The following is an 18,089-nucleotide window of genomic DNA, read 5'->3' as shown; positions in this document are numbered from 1 at the left end:
GGAGAAGGGTGATCTTTATGGTGTGGAGAACAGCAATCCTGACAGCCAGCGACAAAGGGGCCCGCGGGGAACGTGAGGATACAAGTGCACAAGTGATCCGGGAGCTTGTGGAAGAAGAACTGGGTGGGGAAATCGTGGAGTACCGCATCGTTCCGGATGAACCCGATGAAATTATTGCGGCTTTGATTGAAATGACTGACTATTTTCATGCAGACCTGGTACTGACAACAGGAGGTACGGAGCTGGCGATTCGTGATATTACGCCGGAGGCCACACGTCGGGTCATTGAACGTGAAGTTCCTGGAATGGCGGAAGCGATGAGATACAGCGTCATGGGGAAAAATCGTTCAGCGATGCTGTTCCGCGGTGTATGCGGTATTCGTGGACGTACGCTGATTGTTAATTTGCCGGGTACGCCGAAGGGTGTGCATGAACATCTGGCAGCAATCATGGATCAGCTGCCTGAAGCACTTCTGATGGTTACAGGCCAATTCAAGCAATAGCAGAACCATTAACCAAACAGCAGCGAGAAAGAAATGTTTCTTTCATACTCCTTAGTTGATTTTGCGGGTTATGTAAGTGGTTACATCTGTGGTATGATGGGCTTAATTCTAAAATACAGCAGAGGCATCTATGAGTATATGGCCGAGTGTACGCATCTTCGAAGCTTGAAACGAGGAGGAATATCAATGTTAAGTTCCATTGGACCAACAGGTTTTATTTTGCTGGCCGTGATCGCGTTGTTGTTGTTTGGACCCAACAAGCTGCCGGAACTGGGACGTGCAGTTGGACGTACCTTCCGTGAATTCAAAGAAGGCGCACGTGACATTATCTCTGATGATGATTCGTCCACTCGCAAAGAGCAGGAAAAGGCCAAGCCGCTGGCAGCGGAAAGTCAGCCCGCCCACAAGCCTGCAGACAAGCGCCTGCCGGAGTAATCTTGACGGCAATGAATGAGAAATCCCTTCCTGCCGGAAGGGTTTTGTATTTTAAGCTGGCAACAATGGAGGGCAGGAATGACGCAGCAGAATGAAGAAATGACCATTACGGAACATTTGAGCGAGCTGCGCAAGCGGCTGATCTATGTGTTGAGCGTTTTTGTTTTGGGCCTGGTGGCAGGCTTTTTTGTAGCAGATCCGGTGTACAGGTATTTGACGAAAGCAGAATCGGCTCAGGGTTTTGTGCTGCATGCTTTCTCTTTCTGGGATGGAATAGGAATCTACATGAAGATTGCCGGGTTGTTTTCTCTGATAATTACACTTCCGTTTACAGTATTTCAGATTTGGAAGTTTGTCAGTCCAGGCTTGAGACCGCGTGAGCGAAAAGCCACGTTGAAGTATGTGCCTTATGTATTTCTGTTATTTCTGGTTGGACTGGCCTTTGCGTACTATGTGGTGTTTCCGATGGCACTTGCCTTTACATCTACGATTACGGAAAAAATGGGGCTTGTGGAGACGTACGGGATGAAACAGTATTTCAGTTTCCTGTTTGGCATTGTGCTGCCGGTATCGCTGTTATTCGAGCTTCCGCTGCTCATCATGTTCCTGACAGGATTGCGGATATTGAATCCGATCAGGCTTCGCAAAATGCGCCGGGTAGCTTATTTTGTCCTTATATTCATCGCAGTTGTGGTGACACCGCCGGATTTCATTTCCGATCTGCTTGTCATGATTCCCTTACTGCTGTTATATGAAATCAGTGTGTTTCTGTCCGCCATTGTATATCGCAAGCAACTTGCAGCCGATGAAGCGGCAGAGTCCCGATATGTTCGTGCCAAGAATGAGCAGAGCGCAGGTTAAGAGACATTTTCCTGTGCTCTTATTCTTATAGTCTTTCAGACAGGATGGTTACAGTGTACTGAGATTTGGTGAAACATCCGGTCTGGGACAGGCAGGCATATTTTGTCCAGCAATGGATACAATGGAGAAGGGCAATCTGCTAGTTCGGTTGTAGAGCTCACCTGTGGCTCTGAACCGGGGGCTATACAACAAGGGATACAGTACTTAAGCACGTCATTTCGGTGTCCTGATGTTAATGCAGCGTAAATTCTCATATGAATTCATGAAAAGGACTTGAAATCATGCTTCAAGTTGAGTATCATAAAGTTGGTTGTTAGCACTAAACACTGTCGAGTGCTAATACATATGGCTACAACCTAAAATGCAACGTTATATAATTTCAAAAGGAGGCTATTTTTCATGATCAGACCTTTAGGTGAACGCGTATTGGTAGAACCACTGGAGCAAGAGCAAACAACTTCTTTCGGGATCGTACTTCCGGACTCTGCTAAAGAAAAACCGCAAGAGGGCAAAATTATTGCTGTTGGAGCGGGTGCACTGAAAGACGGCGTACGTGTAGCTCTGGAAGTGAAAGAAGGAGACCGCGTAATCTTCTCCAAATATGCCGGAACAGAAATCAAATTCGAAGGTAAAGAATATTTGATTATGAAAGAGAGCGATATCCACGCGATTCTCGACTAATTCAAATTTAATCGGTTAACCGAACCATATAGCAATACCATTTTATACAATATACTAGGGAGGTTTTCTTACCATGGCTAAAGACATTAAATTTAGTGAAGACGCTCGTCGCTCCATGCTTCGCGGTGTGGACGCATTGGCTAACGCAGTAAAAGTAACACTCGGTCCTAAAGGCCGTAACGTGGTTCTGGAGAAAAAATTCGGAAGCCCGCTCATCACAAATGACGGTGTTACCATTGCAAAAGAAATCGAACTTGAAGATGCATTCGAAAACATGGGTGCACAACTGGTTAAAGAAGTAGCAACCAAAACCAACGATGTTGCCGGTGACGGTACAACAACAGCTACTGTATTGGCTCAAGCGCTGATCACAGAAGGCCTGAAAAACGTAACTGCAGGCGCCAGCCCAATCGGTATCCGTAAAGGGATCGACAAAGCGGTAAAAGCGGCTGTTGCTGAGCTGCAATCCATCTCTAAACCGGTTGAAACTAAACAATCCATCGCACAAGTTGCAGCAATCTCTGCAGCTGACGAAGAAGTAGGCGAACTGATCGCTGAAGCTATGGAAAAAGTGGGTAAAGACGGCGTTATCACTGTTGAAGAATCCCGCGGATTCGCAACGGAGCTGGAAGTGGTTGAAGGTATGCAATTCGACCGCGGTTACATCTCTCCATACATGATCACGGACACGGACAAAATGGAAGCTGTTCTGGACAATCCGTACATCCTGATCACAGACAAAAAAATCTCCAGCACACAGGACATCCTGCCATTGCTTGAGAAAATCGTACAACAAGGCAAACCACTCGTACTGATCGCTGAAGATATCGAAGGCGAAGCGCTGGCGATGCTGGTTGTCAACAAACTGCGTGGTACATTCAACGCTGTAGCTGTTAAAGCTCCAGGCTTTGGTGACCGTCGTAAAGCAATGCTGCAAGATATCGCTGCCCTGACTGGTGGCCAAGTAATCACGGAAGAACTGGGTCTGGACCTGAAATCCGCTGTTGTGGAACAACTGGGTACAGCTCGTCAAATCCGTGTAACCAAAGAAAACACAATCATCGTTGACGGTGCTGGTAACAAATCCGATATCGATGCACGTGTTAGCCAAATCCGTACACAACTGGAAGAAACAACTTCCGAGTTCGACAAAGAAAAACTGCAAGAGCGTCTGGCTAAATTGTCCGGCGGCGTAGCAGTAATCAAAGTCGGTGCGGCTACTGAAACAGAATTGAAAGAACGCAAACTGCGCATCGAAGATGCCCTGAACGCAACTCGCGCTGCGGTTGAAGAAGGTATCGTATCCGGTGGTGGTACAGCGCTCATGAACGTATATCACGCGGTTGCAGGTGTAAGCCTGTCCGGCGATGAGCAAACAGGTGTGAACATTGTCCTGCGCGCACTGGAAGCTCCAATCCGCACGATCGCTGCTAACGCTGGCGAAGAAGGTTCCGTAATCGTGGAACGTCTGAAAAAAGAACAAGTGGGCGTAGGTTTCAACGCTGCTACTGGCGAATGGGTGAACATGATTGAAGCAGGTATCGTTGACCCTGCGAAAGTAACTCGCTATGCGCTGCAAAACGCTGCTTCCGTAGCAGCTATGTTCCTCACAACTGAAGCGGTTATCGCTGACAAGCCAGAACCTGCAGGCGCTGCTGGCGCTCCTGACATGGGCGGCATGGGTGGAATGGGCGGCATGATGTAAGCAAAGGTGTAAAAACCTTGTCATACATCTAGCAACTCATATTCATGAGTAAAAGAAGATCCCAAGAGATGGGCACTTGTATAAGTGACCTCTTTTGGGATCTTTACTGTTTTATGATGAAGATTTGATGTTCCTTTCATCCGGATTTCAGATTCACTTAAGGTAACGAAGGTAATATGAATCTTGTAAACCCCTTCTCGTGTTAAATAGATATGTGACTGGCCCTATCGGATTGTTTTTCGGTAGGGCGCTTTTTTTCCTAAATTATCCTTCAGGTGATATGATATAGAAAGAAATAGATAGATTAAAATAAGCTATCCTATACGATGGGGAGGGAGGCCAGCGGTGGACGCCAGGTTGCATCCTTTGTTCCAACCGATTCAGATTAACGGGACGGATCTACAAACGTATTATATGGAACAACCGCCATCTCCCGTGTTAACAGCTTATATAGCGTGCTTCTGGGAATCGGGCACAACTCCTTACGGCGGATATAACTTGACGGAGGGTGTACCCAGCCGGGTATTGCCGGATGGTTGTACGGATATCCTGATAACATACGATGCTGTCTGTCAGCAGCATTCATTTGCTTACTGTGGCAATTATACAGAGCCGTTCGCCATTCCTAAACCTTTGGATGTCACTGTGACAGCGGATTACACTTTTGGTGTCCGTTTTTTTCCTGGTGGAGCACGTTATTTTCACGGTTTGCCGCTAGAGTCCTTCACGGACAGGCGCGTCTCCTTGGAAGAATGTTGGCCAGCCAAGATAGACGAGCTTCGGGAACGAATGGCTGGAACGAAAAGTTTTGAAGAGAGGGTACAAGTCATGGAAACGGTTTTGTGCCTTTTACCTGATGATGGAAGTACATACGAGAGAGATTTGATGAAAAATGCATTGCATCGCATTTTTGTTCATGGTGGACGTTTGAGTGTCAATGAGCTGGCCAGTCGTGAGGTTGTCAGTGAACGGCAGCTGCATCGCAAGTTTGGCGAGTGGGTTGGAATCAGTCCCAAGCGGTTTAGCGAGGTGGTTCGGTTTCATCGTGTTCTGAGCGATATTCATCAGGGCCTTCGTACGGACTGGGCGACATTGGCACTGAATCATGGCTTTTTTGACCAGGCGCATCTGATCCGGCAATTTCGGAAGTTGTACGGCGAAACCCCGTTGACCGCTGCCAGAGAGCATCGAAGGAGGTTGTCCGAATTGTACAATAGACCAGCCGAGCCTTCGTTTATACTGGAATCGAGAGAATATAACATAAAGGAGACTTAATCTATGAATGGAACAATGCAAATTCGGGATCATTTGTTAAACGAACTGGAGACAGGCGTAAGAACCGGAGCTTCTCTAATTCGCCTGATTCGTCCGGAAGACTGGGCTTACCGTCCTCAGGAGAATATGCGTTCACTGGTGGAGCTGGTCCACCACTGGATCCAGGTCACGGCATCAGACCTTGCCATTATGCAGGAGAAGAGTGAATCGGAAGTAGGAACTATAGAAAATAGTCTATCCGGCATAGAAGATATTGAACAACTGGAAGCCACACTGTGGCGCAATTTTGAAACGTACAAAGCGTATATTGTATCACTGAGCGAAGAGGATCTGTTGAACCGCTCCACCAAAGCCTTCTATATGGAACATGGACATGTACAGGTTAAATGGCAAATTGAGACGGTAACCCATGTATTCCATCATCGTTCCCAGTTGTACAACTACCTTAAGCAACTTGGACATGAGCTAAATTTCTTCATGCTATATGCCTAATAAATGGGCCTCAAAAGCAGGACACATCTTGTGTCACTCCTTTTGGGGCTTTTTTTTGTGAAAGGCACCTATATAAACTATAAGTCTATCAAAAATGGACGAAATTCCTCGGTCAATTTACCGTTACAATGCTAGATTTCAAACATAGAATACCGTATCAAAGCAAAAAGGAGGTGATTTCGATGGCCATCCTTTTACCACAACAGTTTTATAACCTGGCTGCCAGCGTAGGGAAATCGTATTACGAGAATCTGGCTGGAGGTACAAATGCCAGCATCACGGTGAACAATTTTGGACCTGCTCCGGTAGATCTGGTTGTCACTCGTGTCAATGCACCCGTTATCACGTATACGATTCCTGCGGGTAACAGTCTTACGTTGTCGGTTCATTTGCTGCTCGTTGCTGCTTTGTTGACTTCGGCAGCAGGTGCTTCTACAGGTAACATTCAAATCGCAACATCTGATTTCTAATTCATCGTAGCATGCTTTGATGAGCCTCTGTCGGACATGATGTCGGCAGGGGCTTTTCCTATTTTGAGGTTATATCGACTCATTCGAGAAGCTGGCTATAAAAACAGTAGATATCGTGATAGGGATTTAATCTGCCATGTTACATACTCGTGTTTACCCGGAGAGCTATTCGAGTAATTTATAGTAGAGGCATCCAGTAGTTTATGGATAGAAGCAGGAGGGGTAGAAATGGATAGTACAAATACAACCGGGATAAAGGGTAGAACAGCGTTTCTTGAAACGGAAAGGCTTGAGTTTTCGATCTGGACCGAAGAGGATCTTCCTTTGGCATCGGCTCTTTGGGGCGATCCTGAGGTGACGAAGTGGATCAGCAGCAAAGGGTTTCTGAGCGAGGATGAAATCGAGGCCAGACTTGCTCAAGAGATGAAACGACAGCAGGAAATGAAGCTGCAGTACTGGCCTCTTTTTGAGAAGGAGACAGAGGTGTTTGTGGGGTGCTGCGGATTAAAGCCTTATGCACCCGAAGATAAAATCTATGAGCTTGGTTTTCACTTAACCAGGGATTACTGGGGAAAAGGATATGGAACGGAGGCAGCAAAAGCGGTGATTCGCTATGCATTTGAAGATTTGGACGCCGAAGCACTGTTCGCGGAGCATCATCCTGAGAACGACGTGTCGCGACATATGCTGCTCAAGCTCGGTTTTACGTACCAGAAGGATGAATTCTATGAACCGACAGGCAAAATGCATCCGTCCTACTTGTTATTGAGATCAGACATTGACATGGAGTGATAGATACAAGCAGTTTATTGTTCGTTTTCATTGATTTTTTATGCGATTTTCAGCTTTTATTAAGGTAGCCGGGGTAAGATAATACTTGTAAACCCCTTCTCGTGTTAGATAGATGTGTGACTGACCCTGCCGGAATTCGGCGGGGTATTTTTTTTTGCTTGTTTTTAAAATTAACATAAAACAAAAATAAACAAAACATAATAAAGATAAATAATGGTTTTATTATTGACTAATGAAGATAAACAAAGGTATAATGAATGTGAAAAAAGGAACTTACTATGTGCGTGAGAAGTATCATCATCTTTCAATATGAGGAGAGAATGATCATGAACGTGACCCTTAGCAACGAAACGACGCAAGTGGCGGGTTGGAATATACCTTTTGTCCGTGAGATGGCAGAGATTACACAGCATATGTGGAAAAATGGCTGGGATGAGCGCAATGGCGGCAATGTCAGCTATCTGTTGGAAGAAGAGGAAGTCGCGAGATATATCGATGTCAATCAGGTCATACGCCGGATCAAACCGGCATTTTCGGTACATGAACTGGCAGGCAAGTACTTCATCGTGACCGCTTCGGGCAAATATTTCAAAAACGTGCTTGCTGATCCGGAGAGCAATCTGGGCTTGCTGCGTGTATCGAATGATGGACAGGAGCTGGAAGTGCTGTGGGGCCTGAAGACAGGTGCGAATCCGACAAGTGAGCTGCCCACGCACTTTATGAGTCATATTGAACGTCTGAAAGTGGACTCAAACCACCGGGTCGTTATGCACAACCATGCCACCAATGTTCTCGCGATGACGTTTATTCACGAGCTGGATGAAGCGAAATTCACAAAAACCCTGTGGCAGATGTGTACAGAATGCGTGGTCGTTTTTCCGGACGGCGTGGGTATTATCCCTTGGATGGTGCCTGGCTCGAATGAGATTGGCCGGGAAACGGCGGAAAAAATGAGAGAATATCATGCGGTCATCTGGCCGCAGCATGGGATTTTTGGAACAGGAACTACAATCGATGAAGCCTTTGGTCTTATTGAGACAATTGAGAAGGCGGCCCAGGTCTACATGTTGGTTGCAGGTCATGAGATTCGGCAGAGAATTACGGATGAACAGTTGACCACACTGGCTCAGTCGTTCGGGGTTACCCCGCGACCAGGCATGCTGAACTCGAATGTTTAGCGAATGGACCAGTAGAGATTGCGATTCTTGTGGAAGGGGCGATCCCCGAGAAACACCTAAGAAGCTTCTAATTGGTGAGAAAAGCATAAGGAAAACATCTAAACTAATGGAATTGACAACCGTCCTAAATCTTGGTAAAGTTCTATAAAACCGCAAAATGCATTCTGGGAATGTTACCGATATGGGCATAACCTGAGCTGGCTTGTTTACGCTATATGTGTAGACAGGCTGGTTCGGGTTTTTTTGTTGCCTTGGATCGGAAGACGTGGTTGTACATTAGTTAATGGAGCTGAAAGGAGAGTTCGGTATGAGCAATTTCAAATTTCCCGAAAACTTTTTGTGGGGTGGTGCGATTGCCGCCAATCAGGCGGAAGGGGCTTACCTGGAGGGTGGTAAAGGGCTGAGCATCGTGGACCTCCTGCCTTCCGGAGAAAATCGCAGAAGCATCATGAAGGGGAACGTACCGGGATTTAAGCCACAGGAAGGAGAATTTTATCCTTCACATGAAGCAATAGATTTTTACCACCGTTATCCCGAGGATATCGCGCTATTCGCTGAAATGGGGTTTAAGGCGCTCCGCGTTTCCATTGCATGGGCACGCATTTTTCCGAGTGGGGAAGACGCGGCAGCAAACGAAGCTGGGTTGCAGTTCTACGACGACCTTTTCGATGAAATGCTTAAGCACGGAATTGAACCGGTTGTTACGCTTGCCCACTTCGATGTACCAGTCAACCTCATTGAGAAGTACGGGAGCTGGAGAAACCGCAAGCTGGTGAATTTGTTCGAAACCTATGCCAAAACTGTATTTACGCGTTACAAGGGTAAGGTTAAATATTGGATGACGTTCAACGAAATCAACATGTTGTTGCATTTGCCGTTCCTGGGTGCTGGCTTGGCTTTCAAGGAAGGAGATCATGTAAAAGAAATTCAGTACCAAGCGGCTCATCATCAGCTGGTCGCAAGCGCACTGGCAGTTAAGGCCTGCCATGAGATCATTCCCGGGGCAATGATTGGCTGCATGCTAGCAGCGGGCAGCTTCTATCCGTATACCTGCAATCCGGACGATGTGTTCCAGGGTATGGAGAAGGATCGGGAGTCTTATTTCTTCATCGACGTGCAGTCCCGAGGAGCATATCCAGGTTATGCGAAACGCTTCTTTAAGGATCATGGTCTGAACATCGTGATGGAACCGGGGGATGCTGACATTCTGAGAAATCATACCGTTGATTACATCGGATTCAGTTATTACTCCAGCCGAACGACAAGTACGGATCCGGAAGTGGTCAAAAACATGACCAGCGGTAATGTATTCGGGTCTGTTGCCAACCCTTACTTGGAGAAATCCGATTGGGGATGGACTATCGATCCGAAAGGTTTCCGCATAACGGCGAATCAACTTCATGATCGCTATCAAAAACCACTCTTCGTGGTCGAAAATGGTCTTGGGGCCAACGACGAAGTTGGGCCAAACGGAGAAATTCACGATGATTACCGTATTGATTACCTGAAGCGGCATGTTGCTGAGATGGGAGAAGCACTGCAGGATGGCGTTGAAATTATCGGTTACACTAGCTGGGGGCCAATCGATATCGTGAGCGCATCGTCCGGTGAGATGAAAAAACGCTATGGTTATATCTACGTAGATCGCGACAACGCAGGTCATGGAGAATTGAAGCGAATTAAGAAAAAAAGTTTCCATTGGTATAAAAAAGTAATCGCATCCAGAGGTTCGGATTTGGAGGCATAAGACAATAACTTGTTAATTAGGAAGGTTCACCATGCCTGGTGGATCTTCTGAGTAACAGGGTTCCTGTGAAAGCGTTGACATATCTGTGAGTTCGCGATATACTTTACGCAATTATATCGTTTTGGGATTGTTACTACATACCATGTAGGCAAAACCTAAGCACGCAAAAGTAGACGTCAGTTTATTTGTCGTTCGTACCGGTTGGTCACGTTCTATGGACGTACTTGCCTTACGACAAGCTGTCCGTCTTCCGAGAATAACGTTTCAGGACGTTTTTCCGTTTTGTGATGCTTCAGGTTTTTTTGCATTTCCAAAAGGCGATAGGTTGCAGCTACGAGTGGATCGTGAATGGGGGATGGAAGTGAAAATAGCCAAGGTCATTAACAACAATGTAATCAGCACATATCAGACAGACGGGGCTGAGCTTGTCGTGATGGGACGAGGAATTGCCTTCAAGAAGAAACCGGGAGACAAAGTAGACGAGACCCGCATCCAGAAGGTATTTGCCCTTAAGAACAAGCAGACTTCTGATAATTTCAAAATGCTGCTGCGTGAAGTTCCGATCGATCTGATCGAAATTGTCGAAGAGGTCATCACCCATGCTAAGGATAACATGGGTAGAAACCTGAATGAAAATATCTACGTGTCCTTGACGGATCATATTAATTTTGCGATCGAGCGATATCGCGAAGGCGTCGAGATCAAAAATGTGATGCTATGGGAGATCAAGCAACTCTATAAGTCTGAATTTAGTTTAGGATTGAACACGCTGGAACAGATCAAATCCAGGCTTGGATACGAACTTCCCGAAGATGAGGCTGCCTTCATCGCGTTACATATCGTTAATGCCGAAATGAATGAAGAAGTCGTGACCACGATGAACATGACCAAATTCATTCAGCAAATCATCAACATTGCGAAATATCATTTCAAGATGGAATTTGACGAGGAATCCCTTAGCTATTTTCGGTTCATCACGCATCTGAAGTTCTTCTCGCAAAGGGTATTAAATGGAATGCACTACGACAACAACTATGACCATATCTACGACATGATTAAAGAGAAACATCAAGAAGCAGCGGCCTGCACGGAAAAAATCCAAATGTTCGTCAAAAAGGAATACGATCACGACCTGACGAACGAGGAAAAACTGTATCTGACGGTGCACATTGAAAGAGTGGTTAATCGTTAATAAATAAATGTTGACAAATATGGTTTTATAATTATATTATGTGATTAACAGGAAGAGAATATGATTTAACTGGGATTGTTACTGGTTATGCAGGCAAAACCTAAGCCATGAAAAGGTATGCATCGTTTGTGCACCTTTCTTCAAGGCTTAGGTTTTTTGCGTGCAAAAAATCAAAGACCTGTCGCCAAAAAACATGGGGGTGCAGATTATGAGTCATGAAAAGCTGGCCAAAGAAATCGTTCAGCTGGTCGGTGGAGAGAAAAATGTCGTTTCTCTGGTGCATTGCGCAACGCGGTTGCGGTTTGTGTTAAAAGACGACGCTAAAGCCGACAAGAGCAAATTGGAAAAATTGGATGGTATCATTGCCGTAAAGGAGAACGGTGGACAGTTCCAAGTTGTCGTTGGCAATACGGTACCAGAGGTATACAGCGCTATCGGAAAAGTGAGCAACATTTTGGATGATTCCTCACCCAAAGAAAAATCGGGTAAATCCGTCAAAGGCATTGGCGGCATTATCGATGTGATTTCAAGCATCTTTGCTCCGCTTTTGGGTGTCATGGCTGGAGCCGGTATTTTGAAGGGACTTCTGCTGATCGCCAGCAATGCAGGCTGGCTTGAAACAACGGATACAAGCTATATCATCCTGTATGCTGCTGCGGATAGCCTGTTTTACTTCCTGCCGATGCTGTTAGCGGTTACAACCGCGCGAAAATTTCAGGGTAACATTTTCGTTGCGCTGACGATTGCAGGCGCATTAATATATCCGACCATTATTACGTTGAAAAATGAAGGTACACAAACCGATTTCTTTGGCATTCCGGTGGTTATGATGAGTTATTCATCGACTGTTATTCCCATCATCATCTCGGTTATCGTGATGAGTTTATTGGAGAAATGGTTCAATAAAGTTATCCATCAGAGCGTTAAAAACTTCATTACGCCGCTGCTGCTCTTAGTTATCATGGTTCCGCTGACACTAATTGCATTTGGTCCATTCGGTGTGTATGTAGGTAACGCCATCGCCTCAGCTCTGGTTGCCGCATTTGGCTTCAGTCCTTTGCTTGCGGGAGCCGTTATGGGTGCGGGCTGGCAATTGTTCGTCATTTTCGGGGTGCACTGGGGCCTGGTGCCAATCTTCATCAACAACGTTGCGGTACACGGCCGTGATGGCATTAAGCCTGCCGCAACAGCTTCGGTATTCGCTCAGACGGGAGCTGCTTTTGGGGTAATGCTTAGAACGAAAAACAAAAAGCTGAGAACCCTTGCAGGGTCCTCCACGCTGACGGCTTTGTTCGGGATCACTGAACCGGCGATCTACGGGGTTACGCTTCCGTTGAAACGCCCATTTATCGCAGGACTTATCGGTGGTGCGATCGGAGGCGCGATTATCGGTCAGGCGGGTACCCAAGCATTCGCATCCGGTGCGCCGGGGTTGCTCACCCTACCGATCTTTTATGGCCCAGGCGGCCAAGGTTTCCCGGGATTGATTATCGGAATTGTCGTTTCCTTTATCGTATCGGCAGTATTAACGTATATTATGGGCTTCAAAGATCCGGTGGGTGAAGAAGAGGACAAGGACGGTACAGCAGAGAAAACCGTTCAACTGGCACCCTCGACACCGGCAGCAGACCAACTGGTGCTTAGCCCAATCCAAGGCAAAATCGTTGATCTGACGGAAGTTCCGGACCCGGCCTTTTCATCCGGCGCTATGGGTCAGGGCGTTGCCATTGAGCCAAGCGTAGGAAGAGTGGTTGCTCCATTTGATGGTACGGTTACTGTTGCTTTCAAGAAAAAACACGCACTGGCTGTCGTATCCGAAAGTGGTGCGGAAATATTGGTTCATGTCGGTGTGGACACCGTCAAATTGGATGGGCAGCATTTTGTCTCGCATATCAAGGAAGGCGATCGGGTGAAAGCAGGAGATCTGCTGCTAGAGTTCGACATTACACAGATCAAGGCTGCCGGGTATCCTACGGTAACACCGATTATTGTAACGAACTCGGCTAATTACCAGCAAGTGCTGCCAGTTAAAAAGGGTGGAGAGGTTAATACGCAAGAACCGCTGATAAGCCTTTACGGTTCAAAGTAAAACTAAATTTCAAAACCGTTTCCTAATATTCAAACCATTATTGTGTTTGTGAGGGAACGGCTTCTAAGTTTGTAGCAATCACCTTCAATAACATAAATGGCCTTTGGTTCTTTGAACCGAGGGTCATTTTCTTTTTTTCGGCAAACAAACGCCGTTTTGGTTCAAAAAAGTTCAAAACGCTGATAAAGAACAGCTTTGTTATTCATTATTGAATCGTAGGATGCATTATCACACGCTGGCGATTTTCGGGTGAAATGACGTATTGTCATTGGCCCTGCGATTTTGCATAATAACAATGCTTCACAGATGAGAGATGGAAGGAAGTAATGATAATGCTTGGCAAAATGAAGAGAATCTTAATAGGCAGACCCATGAAATCGGCTGAACTGGATGCAGAAAAATTGGGGAAATGGAAGGCGCTCGCCATTCTGTCCTCTGATGCGCTATCCTCCGTTGCCTATGGTACAGAACAGATTTTATTGGTGCTCGTAGCAGCCGGATTTGCGGCCCTATGGTATTCTGTGCCCATCTCCATTGCTGTGCTGGGATTACTCGTCATTTTAATTTTTTCCTATCGCCAGACCATATTTGCTTATCCAACGGGGGGCGGCGCTTATATTGTAGCCAAGGATAATTTGGGTACAACACCGAGCCTGATTGCCGGAGGGTCTCTGCTGGTCGACTATATTTTAACGGTAGCCGTAAGCTCGTCCGCCGGGACGGATGCCATCACCTCGGCCTTTCCCGCGCTGCATGACTACAGCGTTGTGATTGCGCTAATTATGATTATCTTTCTGACCATAATGAACTTGCGGGGAGTCACGGAGTCGGCGTCAGTCCTGGCCATCCCGATTTATCTGTTTATCTTCTCGATTGCCATTTTGATTATATCAGGCGGAATTAAGTTTCTTGCTGGTGGCATGGAAGCAGCCGCGCCTGAGTTCGGAACAAGTCTGTCTCATGTGAGCATGTTTCTGCTGCTGAAAGCATTCAGCTCAGGCTGTTCGGCTCTGACTGGCGTGGAGGCAGTAAGTAATGCCATCCCGAACTTCAAACAACCTGCAGAGAAAAATGCAGCCGGAACGCTAATGCTCATGGGATGTATTCTCGGGGTTATGTTTATCGGAATTACCTTGCTGGCCTTCGGTTACGGGGTGAAGCCCGATCCCCACGCCACGGTCATTTCACAGATTGCCGAAGCGACTTTTGGCAGAGGATGGATGTATTTTATCATCCAGGGTGTGACTGCCCTAATCCTTTTCCTGGCAGCAAATACAGCCTATTCTGCATTTCCGCTGCTGTCCTTCATGATGGCCAAGGACAAATATATGCCCCATATGTTTATGGTCAGAGGAGACCGGCTTGGCTTCTCGAACGGTATTATTTTTCTTAGTGTTATGTCGGCTCTGCTCGTTGTTGGGTTCAAAGGAAATACGGAAAGTCTGATTCCACTCTATGCGATGGGTGTGTTCATTCCATTCACGTTGTCACAGCTCGGCATGATGATTCGGTGGATCAAAGTCAAGCCATCTGGCTGGCGGATGAAACTGTTGGTAAATACGATTGGTATGCTGACCACACTGTCAATTACATTGATCTTTATTTTTACCAAGTTCACGCAAACGTGGGTCATCTTTATCTTTTTGCCGCTCGTCGTATATGCCTTCATGCGTATTCACCGCCATTACTGCAACATTGCAGATGAGTTGCGTATTGATATCAAAATCGACAAGCCGGCCAAAAAAGGCAATACCATTGTCATTCCTGTGGCTGGCGTCACGCGGGTTGTCATGAACACAATCAGTTACGCGCAGACTATGTCGGATAACGTGGTCGCCTTGTATATCGGGTTTGATGATGAGGCTATTCGCAAGATGGAGCAGAAGTGGGAGGAATGGAATCCCGGCGTGCGGCTGGTTGTTATTAAATCAAGATATCGCAGTATTATGGGTCCGCTGAAGAAATTCATAGATACCGTGGAATGGAAAACGGCAGAGACTGATCACATCACGATTCTAATTCCACAATTCATCACCAAGCATTGGTGGCAAAATGTACTGCATAACCAGACCAGCTTCATGATTCGCGCCTATCTGATTAATTACAAGGACGTCATCGTGACAACGGTGCCGTATCATCTTAATCGGTAGTGTCCCTGCCCAAGGGAGATTCATCGTGACTTTTTAACAAAGGCCAGTGGGCTGCCCACGGCGAGAGATTGATATGAAAAACCACCGGACAGGGAGCCAACCTATCGCCGGTGGTTTTCTTGTCTTTATGTGTTTTCTTCTGTTTACCACTGCCGAGCAATATTTATCTTACCCTTATCGACAAGTTCATTTGGACTTATTGTAGATTTTTGTAAAAAAAGGATGAGTATATGACGATCCCGTGTTTATATTTTGTTTACAAAGGTAACCGCAGGGACATTCCCGAAATGGGGATTCCTGCGGTTTTTTTCTATATTTTTAAGCTCCCAATCCTTCTGACCTGGATGCTCGCGAATATCGTAAAATCCCTTGTCCACGATTAACATCCCCTTGATTGAGAGTGAATTCAGCTGTGACATTTGACTTTTACACTAGATCATGTGGTGTGGAAGTTCAAGCGAAGTTCACCACACCGAATGCGTAGACCAAGGGGGAAGAAAATCCGATGAGTGAGCTTGACAACCGGATCAGCTTGCCCGCCGCCAGACGGCGCGTATCCGATACCAAAGAGCGCCGGACAGCTTCGCTGCGAGTGCAGCGGATGCGGGAGAATTTGCTGGCCTATGGTTTCCTGGCACCATCGCTGCTTTTGTTTGCAGTGTTTCTGTTTTATCCGATGTTCAAGTCCGTATATCTGAGTCTGCACTCCACAGACCCTACCGGGCAGATCGCGGCCTATGTGGGATTGGACAATTTCAAAGCCGTGTTTCAGTCAGGACTGTTTCTGCAGGGCATGAAAGTAACGCTGTTGTTTGTCCTGTTCACCGTGCCAACCGGCATGCTGGCTGCATTGATCCTAGCTGCATTGACCCACAACCGTTTCAAAGGCATGCGCTTGTTCCAGTTTGTATTTTCTCTGCCCGTTGTATTATCGGTCGGTTCATCGGCCGTCATCTGGAAATTTCTGCTCCACCCGACTCTGGGCATGTTGAATTATCTGCTCGGCAAAGTGGGCATCGATCCCATCCCTTGGCTGACCAGCCCGGATTGGGCGCTAATCTCAATTTCCATCATGACGATCTGGATGAATCTCGGATTCAATTACATTATCTTGTCGAGCGGATTGCAGGGCATCCCGGATGAAATTTACGAAAGTGCAAAGATTGATGGCGCAGGTCCTCTGCTTACGTTTCGAAAAATCTCCATGCCACTGCTTTCACCAACTCTGTTTTTTGTTACGGTCGTATCGATCATTGGTGCATTTCAATCGTTTGGACAGATTAACATATTAACCCGTGGTGGCCCAATGGACAGTACCAATGTATTCGTCTATTCCATCTATCAGGAAGCCTTCGTTAATTTTCGCTTCGGAACGGGAAGTGCACAGGCACTCATCCTGTTTGCGGTCATTATGCTGCTGACCCTGATTCAGTTCAAGTGGGTGGAAAGGAAAGTACACTACCAATGAAAACACCTTGGACGAAGACGTTGTTGTATGTACTGCTTACCATCTGTGCAGCGCTCGTGCTCTATCCGGTGCTGTATACCTTTTTCATGGCAGTCATGACACCAGAGGATGCCAGTGCCTATCCGCCGCATATCATTCCGCAATCGATCGATTTATCCAACTTTACCGAAGTGTTTGATATCGTTCCGATTGGTTCATTTATCGGTAATACGTTCCTGGTTGCAGGTCTGACGATGCTCGGACAGCTGATAACAGCCAGTATGGCTGCTTATGCTTTTGCCAAAATGCAGTTTAAAGGAAAAAACGTCATCTTCAGCATGTTCGTTGCAACGATGATGATCCCTTGGGAAGTCACCATGATCCCCAATTATCTGACTATCCGCAGTTGGGGGTGGCTGGATAGTTACCAAGGGCTTACCGTACCGTTTCTGGCAACGGCATTCGGCACATTCCTGCTGAGGCAGTTCTTCATGCAGCTGCCGAAGGAGCTGTTTGAAGCGGCGAAGATCGATGGATGCGGACATATCCGGTATTTCGTATCGCATGTCCTGCCACTTTCTCGTCCTGCACTTGGAACACTGGCCATCTATTCATTCCTGAATATGTACAACTCCTATCTGTGGCCACTGCTCGTTACAAACACCCCAGAGATGAGAACGGTACAGATTGGAATTTCGATGCTGGAATTCCAGGAGTCCACGGCATGGAACCTGGTGTTTGCTGGAACAGCACTTGTCATCTTACCTTCGCTGTTGCTGCTGGTTTTCGGTTTGAAACAGCTTGTCCGCGGTATGGCCGCAGGGGCGCTGAAAGGCTAGTTAGAATTCTAGATTAGTCGTTGCACAGGTAATCCGGTTGGATACCAAGGAGCGAATAAATAAGGCTTGTGCATGGAATGAGTTTTTAGAAACTGCGAGAGTAGTGAAGGAGAAGAATCGATTCTGAAGAAGCGAAGCGTGCGCCTTTATCCCCGGATTTTCCCCTTTGAAGAGAAATAAAAAAATCCGGGGATAACAGCGATCGAAAGAACGATTCATATCCGTAACGGCCA

General features: G+C 46.5%; 16 protein-coding genes. All 16 read left to right on the top strand.

The genetic code is table 11. The features are described 5' to 3' along the window. The first annotated feature begins 17 nt into the window (after positions 1–17). Complete coding sequence (locus AB3N00_RS11775) at positions 18–503, top strand: molybdenum cofactor biosynthesis protein B (RefSeq protein ID WP_024630749.1); 486 nt, start codon at positions 18–20, stop codon at positions 501–503. 186 nt (positions 504–689) lie between these two features. Continuing rightward, complete coding sequence (locus AB3N00_RS11770) at positions 690–938, top strand: twin-arginine translocase TatA/TatE family subunit (RefSeq protein ID WP_413034682.1); 249 nt, start codon at positions 690–692, stop codon at positions 936–938. Positions 939–1,016: 78 nt separating this feature from the next. Beyond that, the gene (gene tatC, locus AB3N00_RS11765) at positions 1,017–1,799 is read left to right on the top strand and encodes a twin-arginine translocase subunit TatC (RefSeq protein WP_413034681.1); all 783 of its coding nucleotides are present in this window, start codon (positions 1,017–1,019) and stop codon (positions 1,797–1,799) included. Between the two features lie 399 nt (positions 1,800–2,198). Beyond that, positions 2,199–2,480 carry a co-chaperone GroES gene (gene groES / locus AB3N00_RS11760; RefSeq protein ID WP_090918205.1) on the top strand — a complete coding sequence of 94 codons (282 nt, stop codon included), beginning with the start codon at positions 2,199–2,201 and terminating at the stop codon, positions 2,478–2,480. 73 nt (positions 2,481–2,553) lie between these two features. Further along, complete coding sequence (gene groL / locus AB3N00_RS11755) at positions 2,554–4,185, top strand: chaperonin GroEL (RefSeq protein WP_175398211.1); 1,632 nt, start codon at positions 2,554–2,556, stop codon at positions 4,183–4,185. Between the two features lie 345 nt (positions 4,186–4,530). After that, positions 4,531–5,460 (top strand): DUF6597 domain-containing transcriptional factor, encoded by a 930-nt coding sequence (locus tag AB3N00_RS11750; protein ID WP_413034680.1) that lies wholly within the window; start codon positions 4,531–4,533, stop codon positions 5,458–5,460. 3 nt (positions 5,461–5,463) lie between these two features. Beyond that, positions 5,464–5,952, top strand: coding sequence for a DinB family protein (locus AB3N00_RS11745; RefSeq protein WP_413034679.1), 489 nt, complete (start codon positions 5,464–5,466; stop codon positions 5,950–5,952). Positions 5,953–6,134: 182 nt separating this feature from the next. Then, the gene (locus tag AB3N00_RS11740; protein WP_413034678.1) at positions 6,135–6,422 is read left to right on the top strand and encodes a hypothetical protein; all 288 of its coding nucleotides are present in this window, start codon (positions 6,135–6,137) and stop codon (positions 6,420–6,422) included. A gap of 228 nt (positions 6,423–6,650) precedes the next feature. Beyond that, positions 6,651–7,214 carry a GNAT family N-acetyltransferase gene (locus AB3N00_RS11735; protein ID WP_413034677.1) on the top strand — a complete coding sequence of 188 codons (564 nt, stop codon included), beginning with the start codon at positions 6,651–6,653 and terminating at the stop codon, positions 7,212–7,214. A 326-nt stretch (positions 7,215–7,540) separates the two neighbouring features. Continuing rightward, entirely contained in the window at positions 7,541–8,392 is an 852-nt protein-coding gene (rhaD, locus tag AB3N00_RS11730; protein WP_413034676.1) for a rhamnulose-1-phosphate aldolase, read from the top strand. Positions 8,393–8,699: 307 nt separating this feature from the next. Then, positions 8,700–10,139 (top strand): 6-phospho-beta-glucosidase, encoded by a 1,440-nt coding sequence (locus tag AB3N00_RS11725; protein WP_413034675.1) that lies wholly within the window; start codon positions 8,700–8,702, stop codon positions 10,137–10,139. A gap of 361 nt (positions 10,140–10,500) precedes the next feature. Further along, positions 10,501–11,331: a BglG family transcription antiterminator LicT gene (licT, locus tag AB3N00_RS11720; protein ID WP_413035255.1), complete on the top strand. Its 831-nt coding sequence runs from the start codon at positions 10,501–10,503 to the stop codon at positions 11,329–11,331. A 208-nt stretch (positions 11,332–11,539) separates the two neighbouring features. Beyond that, positions 11,540–13,420 (top strand): beta-glucoside-specific PTS transporter subunit IIABC, encoded by a 1,881-nt coding sequence (locus AB3N00_RS11715; RefSeq protein ID WP_413034674.1) that lies wholly within the window; start codon positions 11,540–11,542, stop codon positions 13,418–13,420. A 332-nt stretch (positions 13,421–13,752) separates the two neighbouring features. After that, the gene (locus AB3N00_RS11710) at positions 13,753–15,570 is read left to right on the top strand and encodes an APC family permease (protein WP_413034673.1); all 1,818 of its coding nucleotides are present in this window, start codon (positions 13,753–13,755) and stop codon (positions 15,568–15,570) included. A 505-nt stretch (positions 15,571–16,075) separates the two neighbouring features. Beyond that, on the top strand, positions 16,076–17,038 hold the full coding sequence (locus AB3N00_RS11705) for a carbohydrate ABC transporter permease (protein ID WP_413034672.1): 963 nt from the start codon (positions 16,076–16,078) through the stop codon (positions 17,036–17,038). Next, positions 17,035–17,856, top strand: coding sequence for a carbohydrate ABC transporter permease (locus tag AB3N00_RS11700; RefSeq protein ID WP_413034671.1), 822 nt, complete (start codon positions 17,035–17,037; stop codon positions 17,854–17,856). Before AB3N00_RS11705 ends, AB3N00_RS11700 begins: the two co-directional genes overlap by 4 nt. The last annotated feature ends 233 nt before the right edge of the window (positions 17,857–18,089 follow it).

Origin of the sequence: Paenibacillus xylanilyticus (assembly GCF_047246825.1) — a bacterium.
GTDB classification, from domain to species: domain Bacteria; phylum Bacillota; class Bacilli; order Paenibacillales; family Paenibacillaceae; genus Paenibacillus; species Paenibacillus xylanilyticus_B.
This window is presented reverse-complemented; position numbering and strand designations above follow the sequence as displayed.

What these genes read in the sequence shown, in the direction of transcription:
- AB3N00_RS11705 (WP_413034672.1), top strand. Translation starts at nt 16,076, where the DNA reads ATGAGTGAGCTTGACAACCGGATCAGCTTGCCCGCCGCCAGACGGCGC.
- AB3N00_RS11725 (WP_413034675.1), top strand. Translation starts at nt 8,700, where the DNA reads ATGAGCAATTTCAAATTTCCCGAAAACTTTTTGTGGGGTGGTGCGATT.
- AB3N00_RS11700 (WP_413034671.1), top strand. Translation starts at nt 17,035, where the DNA reads ATGAAAACACCTTGGACGAAGACGTTGTTGTATGTACTGCTTACCATC.
- AB3N00_RS11715 (WP_413034674.1), top strand. Translation starts at nt 11,540, where the DNA reads ATGAGTCATGAAAAGCTGGCCAAAGAAATCGTTCAGCTGGTCGGTGGA.
- groL (WP_175398211.1), top strand. Translation starts at nt 2,554, where the DNA reads ATGGCTAAAGACATTAAATTTAGTGAAGACGCTCGTCGCTCCATGCTT.
- groES (WP_090918205.1), top strand. Translation starts at nt 2,199, where the DNA reads ATGATCAGACCTTTAGGTGAACGCGTATTGGTAGAACCACTGGAGCAA.
- AB3N00_RS11735 (WP_413034677.1), top strand. Translation starts at nt 6,651, where the DNA reads ATGGATAGTACAAATACAACCGGGATAAAGGGTAGAACAGCGTTTCTT.
- rhaD (WP_413034676.1), top strand. Translation starts at nt 7,541, where the DNA reads ATGAACGTGACCCTTAGCAACGAAACGACGCAAGTGGCGGGTTGGAAT.
- AB3N00_RS11745 (WP_413034679.1), top strand. Translation starts at nt 5,464, where the DNA reads ATGAATGGAACAATGCAAATTCGGGATCATTTGTTAAACGAACTGGAG.
- AB3N00_RS11710 (WP_413034673.1), top strand. Translation starts at nt 13,753, where the DNA reads ATGCTTGGCAAAATGAAGAGAATCTTAATAGGCAGACCCATGAAATCG.
- tatC (WP_413034681.1), top strand. Translation starts at nt 1,017, where the DNA reads ATGACGCAGCAGAATGAAGAAATGACCATTACGGAACATTTGAGCGAG.
- AB3N00_RS11770 (WP_413034682.1), top strand. Translation starts at nt 690, where the DNA reads ATGTTAAGTTCCATTGGACCAACAGGTTTTATTTTGCTGGCCGTGATC.
- AB3N00_RS11775 (WP_024630749.1), top strand. Translation starts at nt 18, where the DNA reads ATGGTGTGGAGAACAGCAATCCTGACAGCCAGCGACAAAGGGGCCCGC.
- AB3N00_RS11740 (WP_413034678.1), top strand. Translation starts at nt 6,135, where the DNA reads ATGGCCATCCTTTTACCACAACAGTTTTATAACCTGGCTGCCAGCGTA.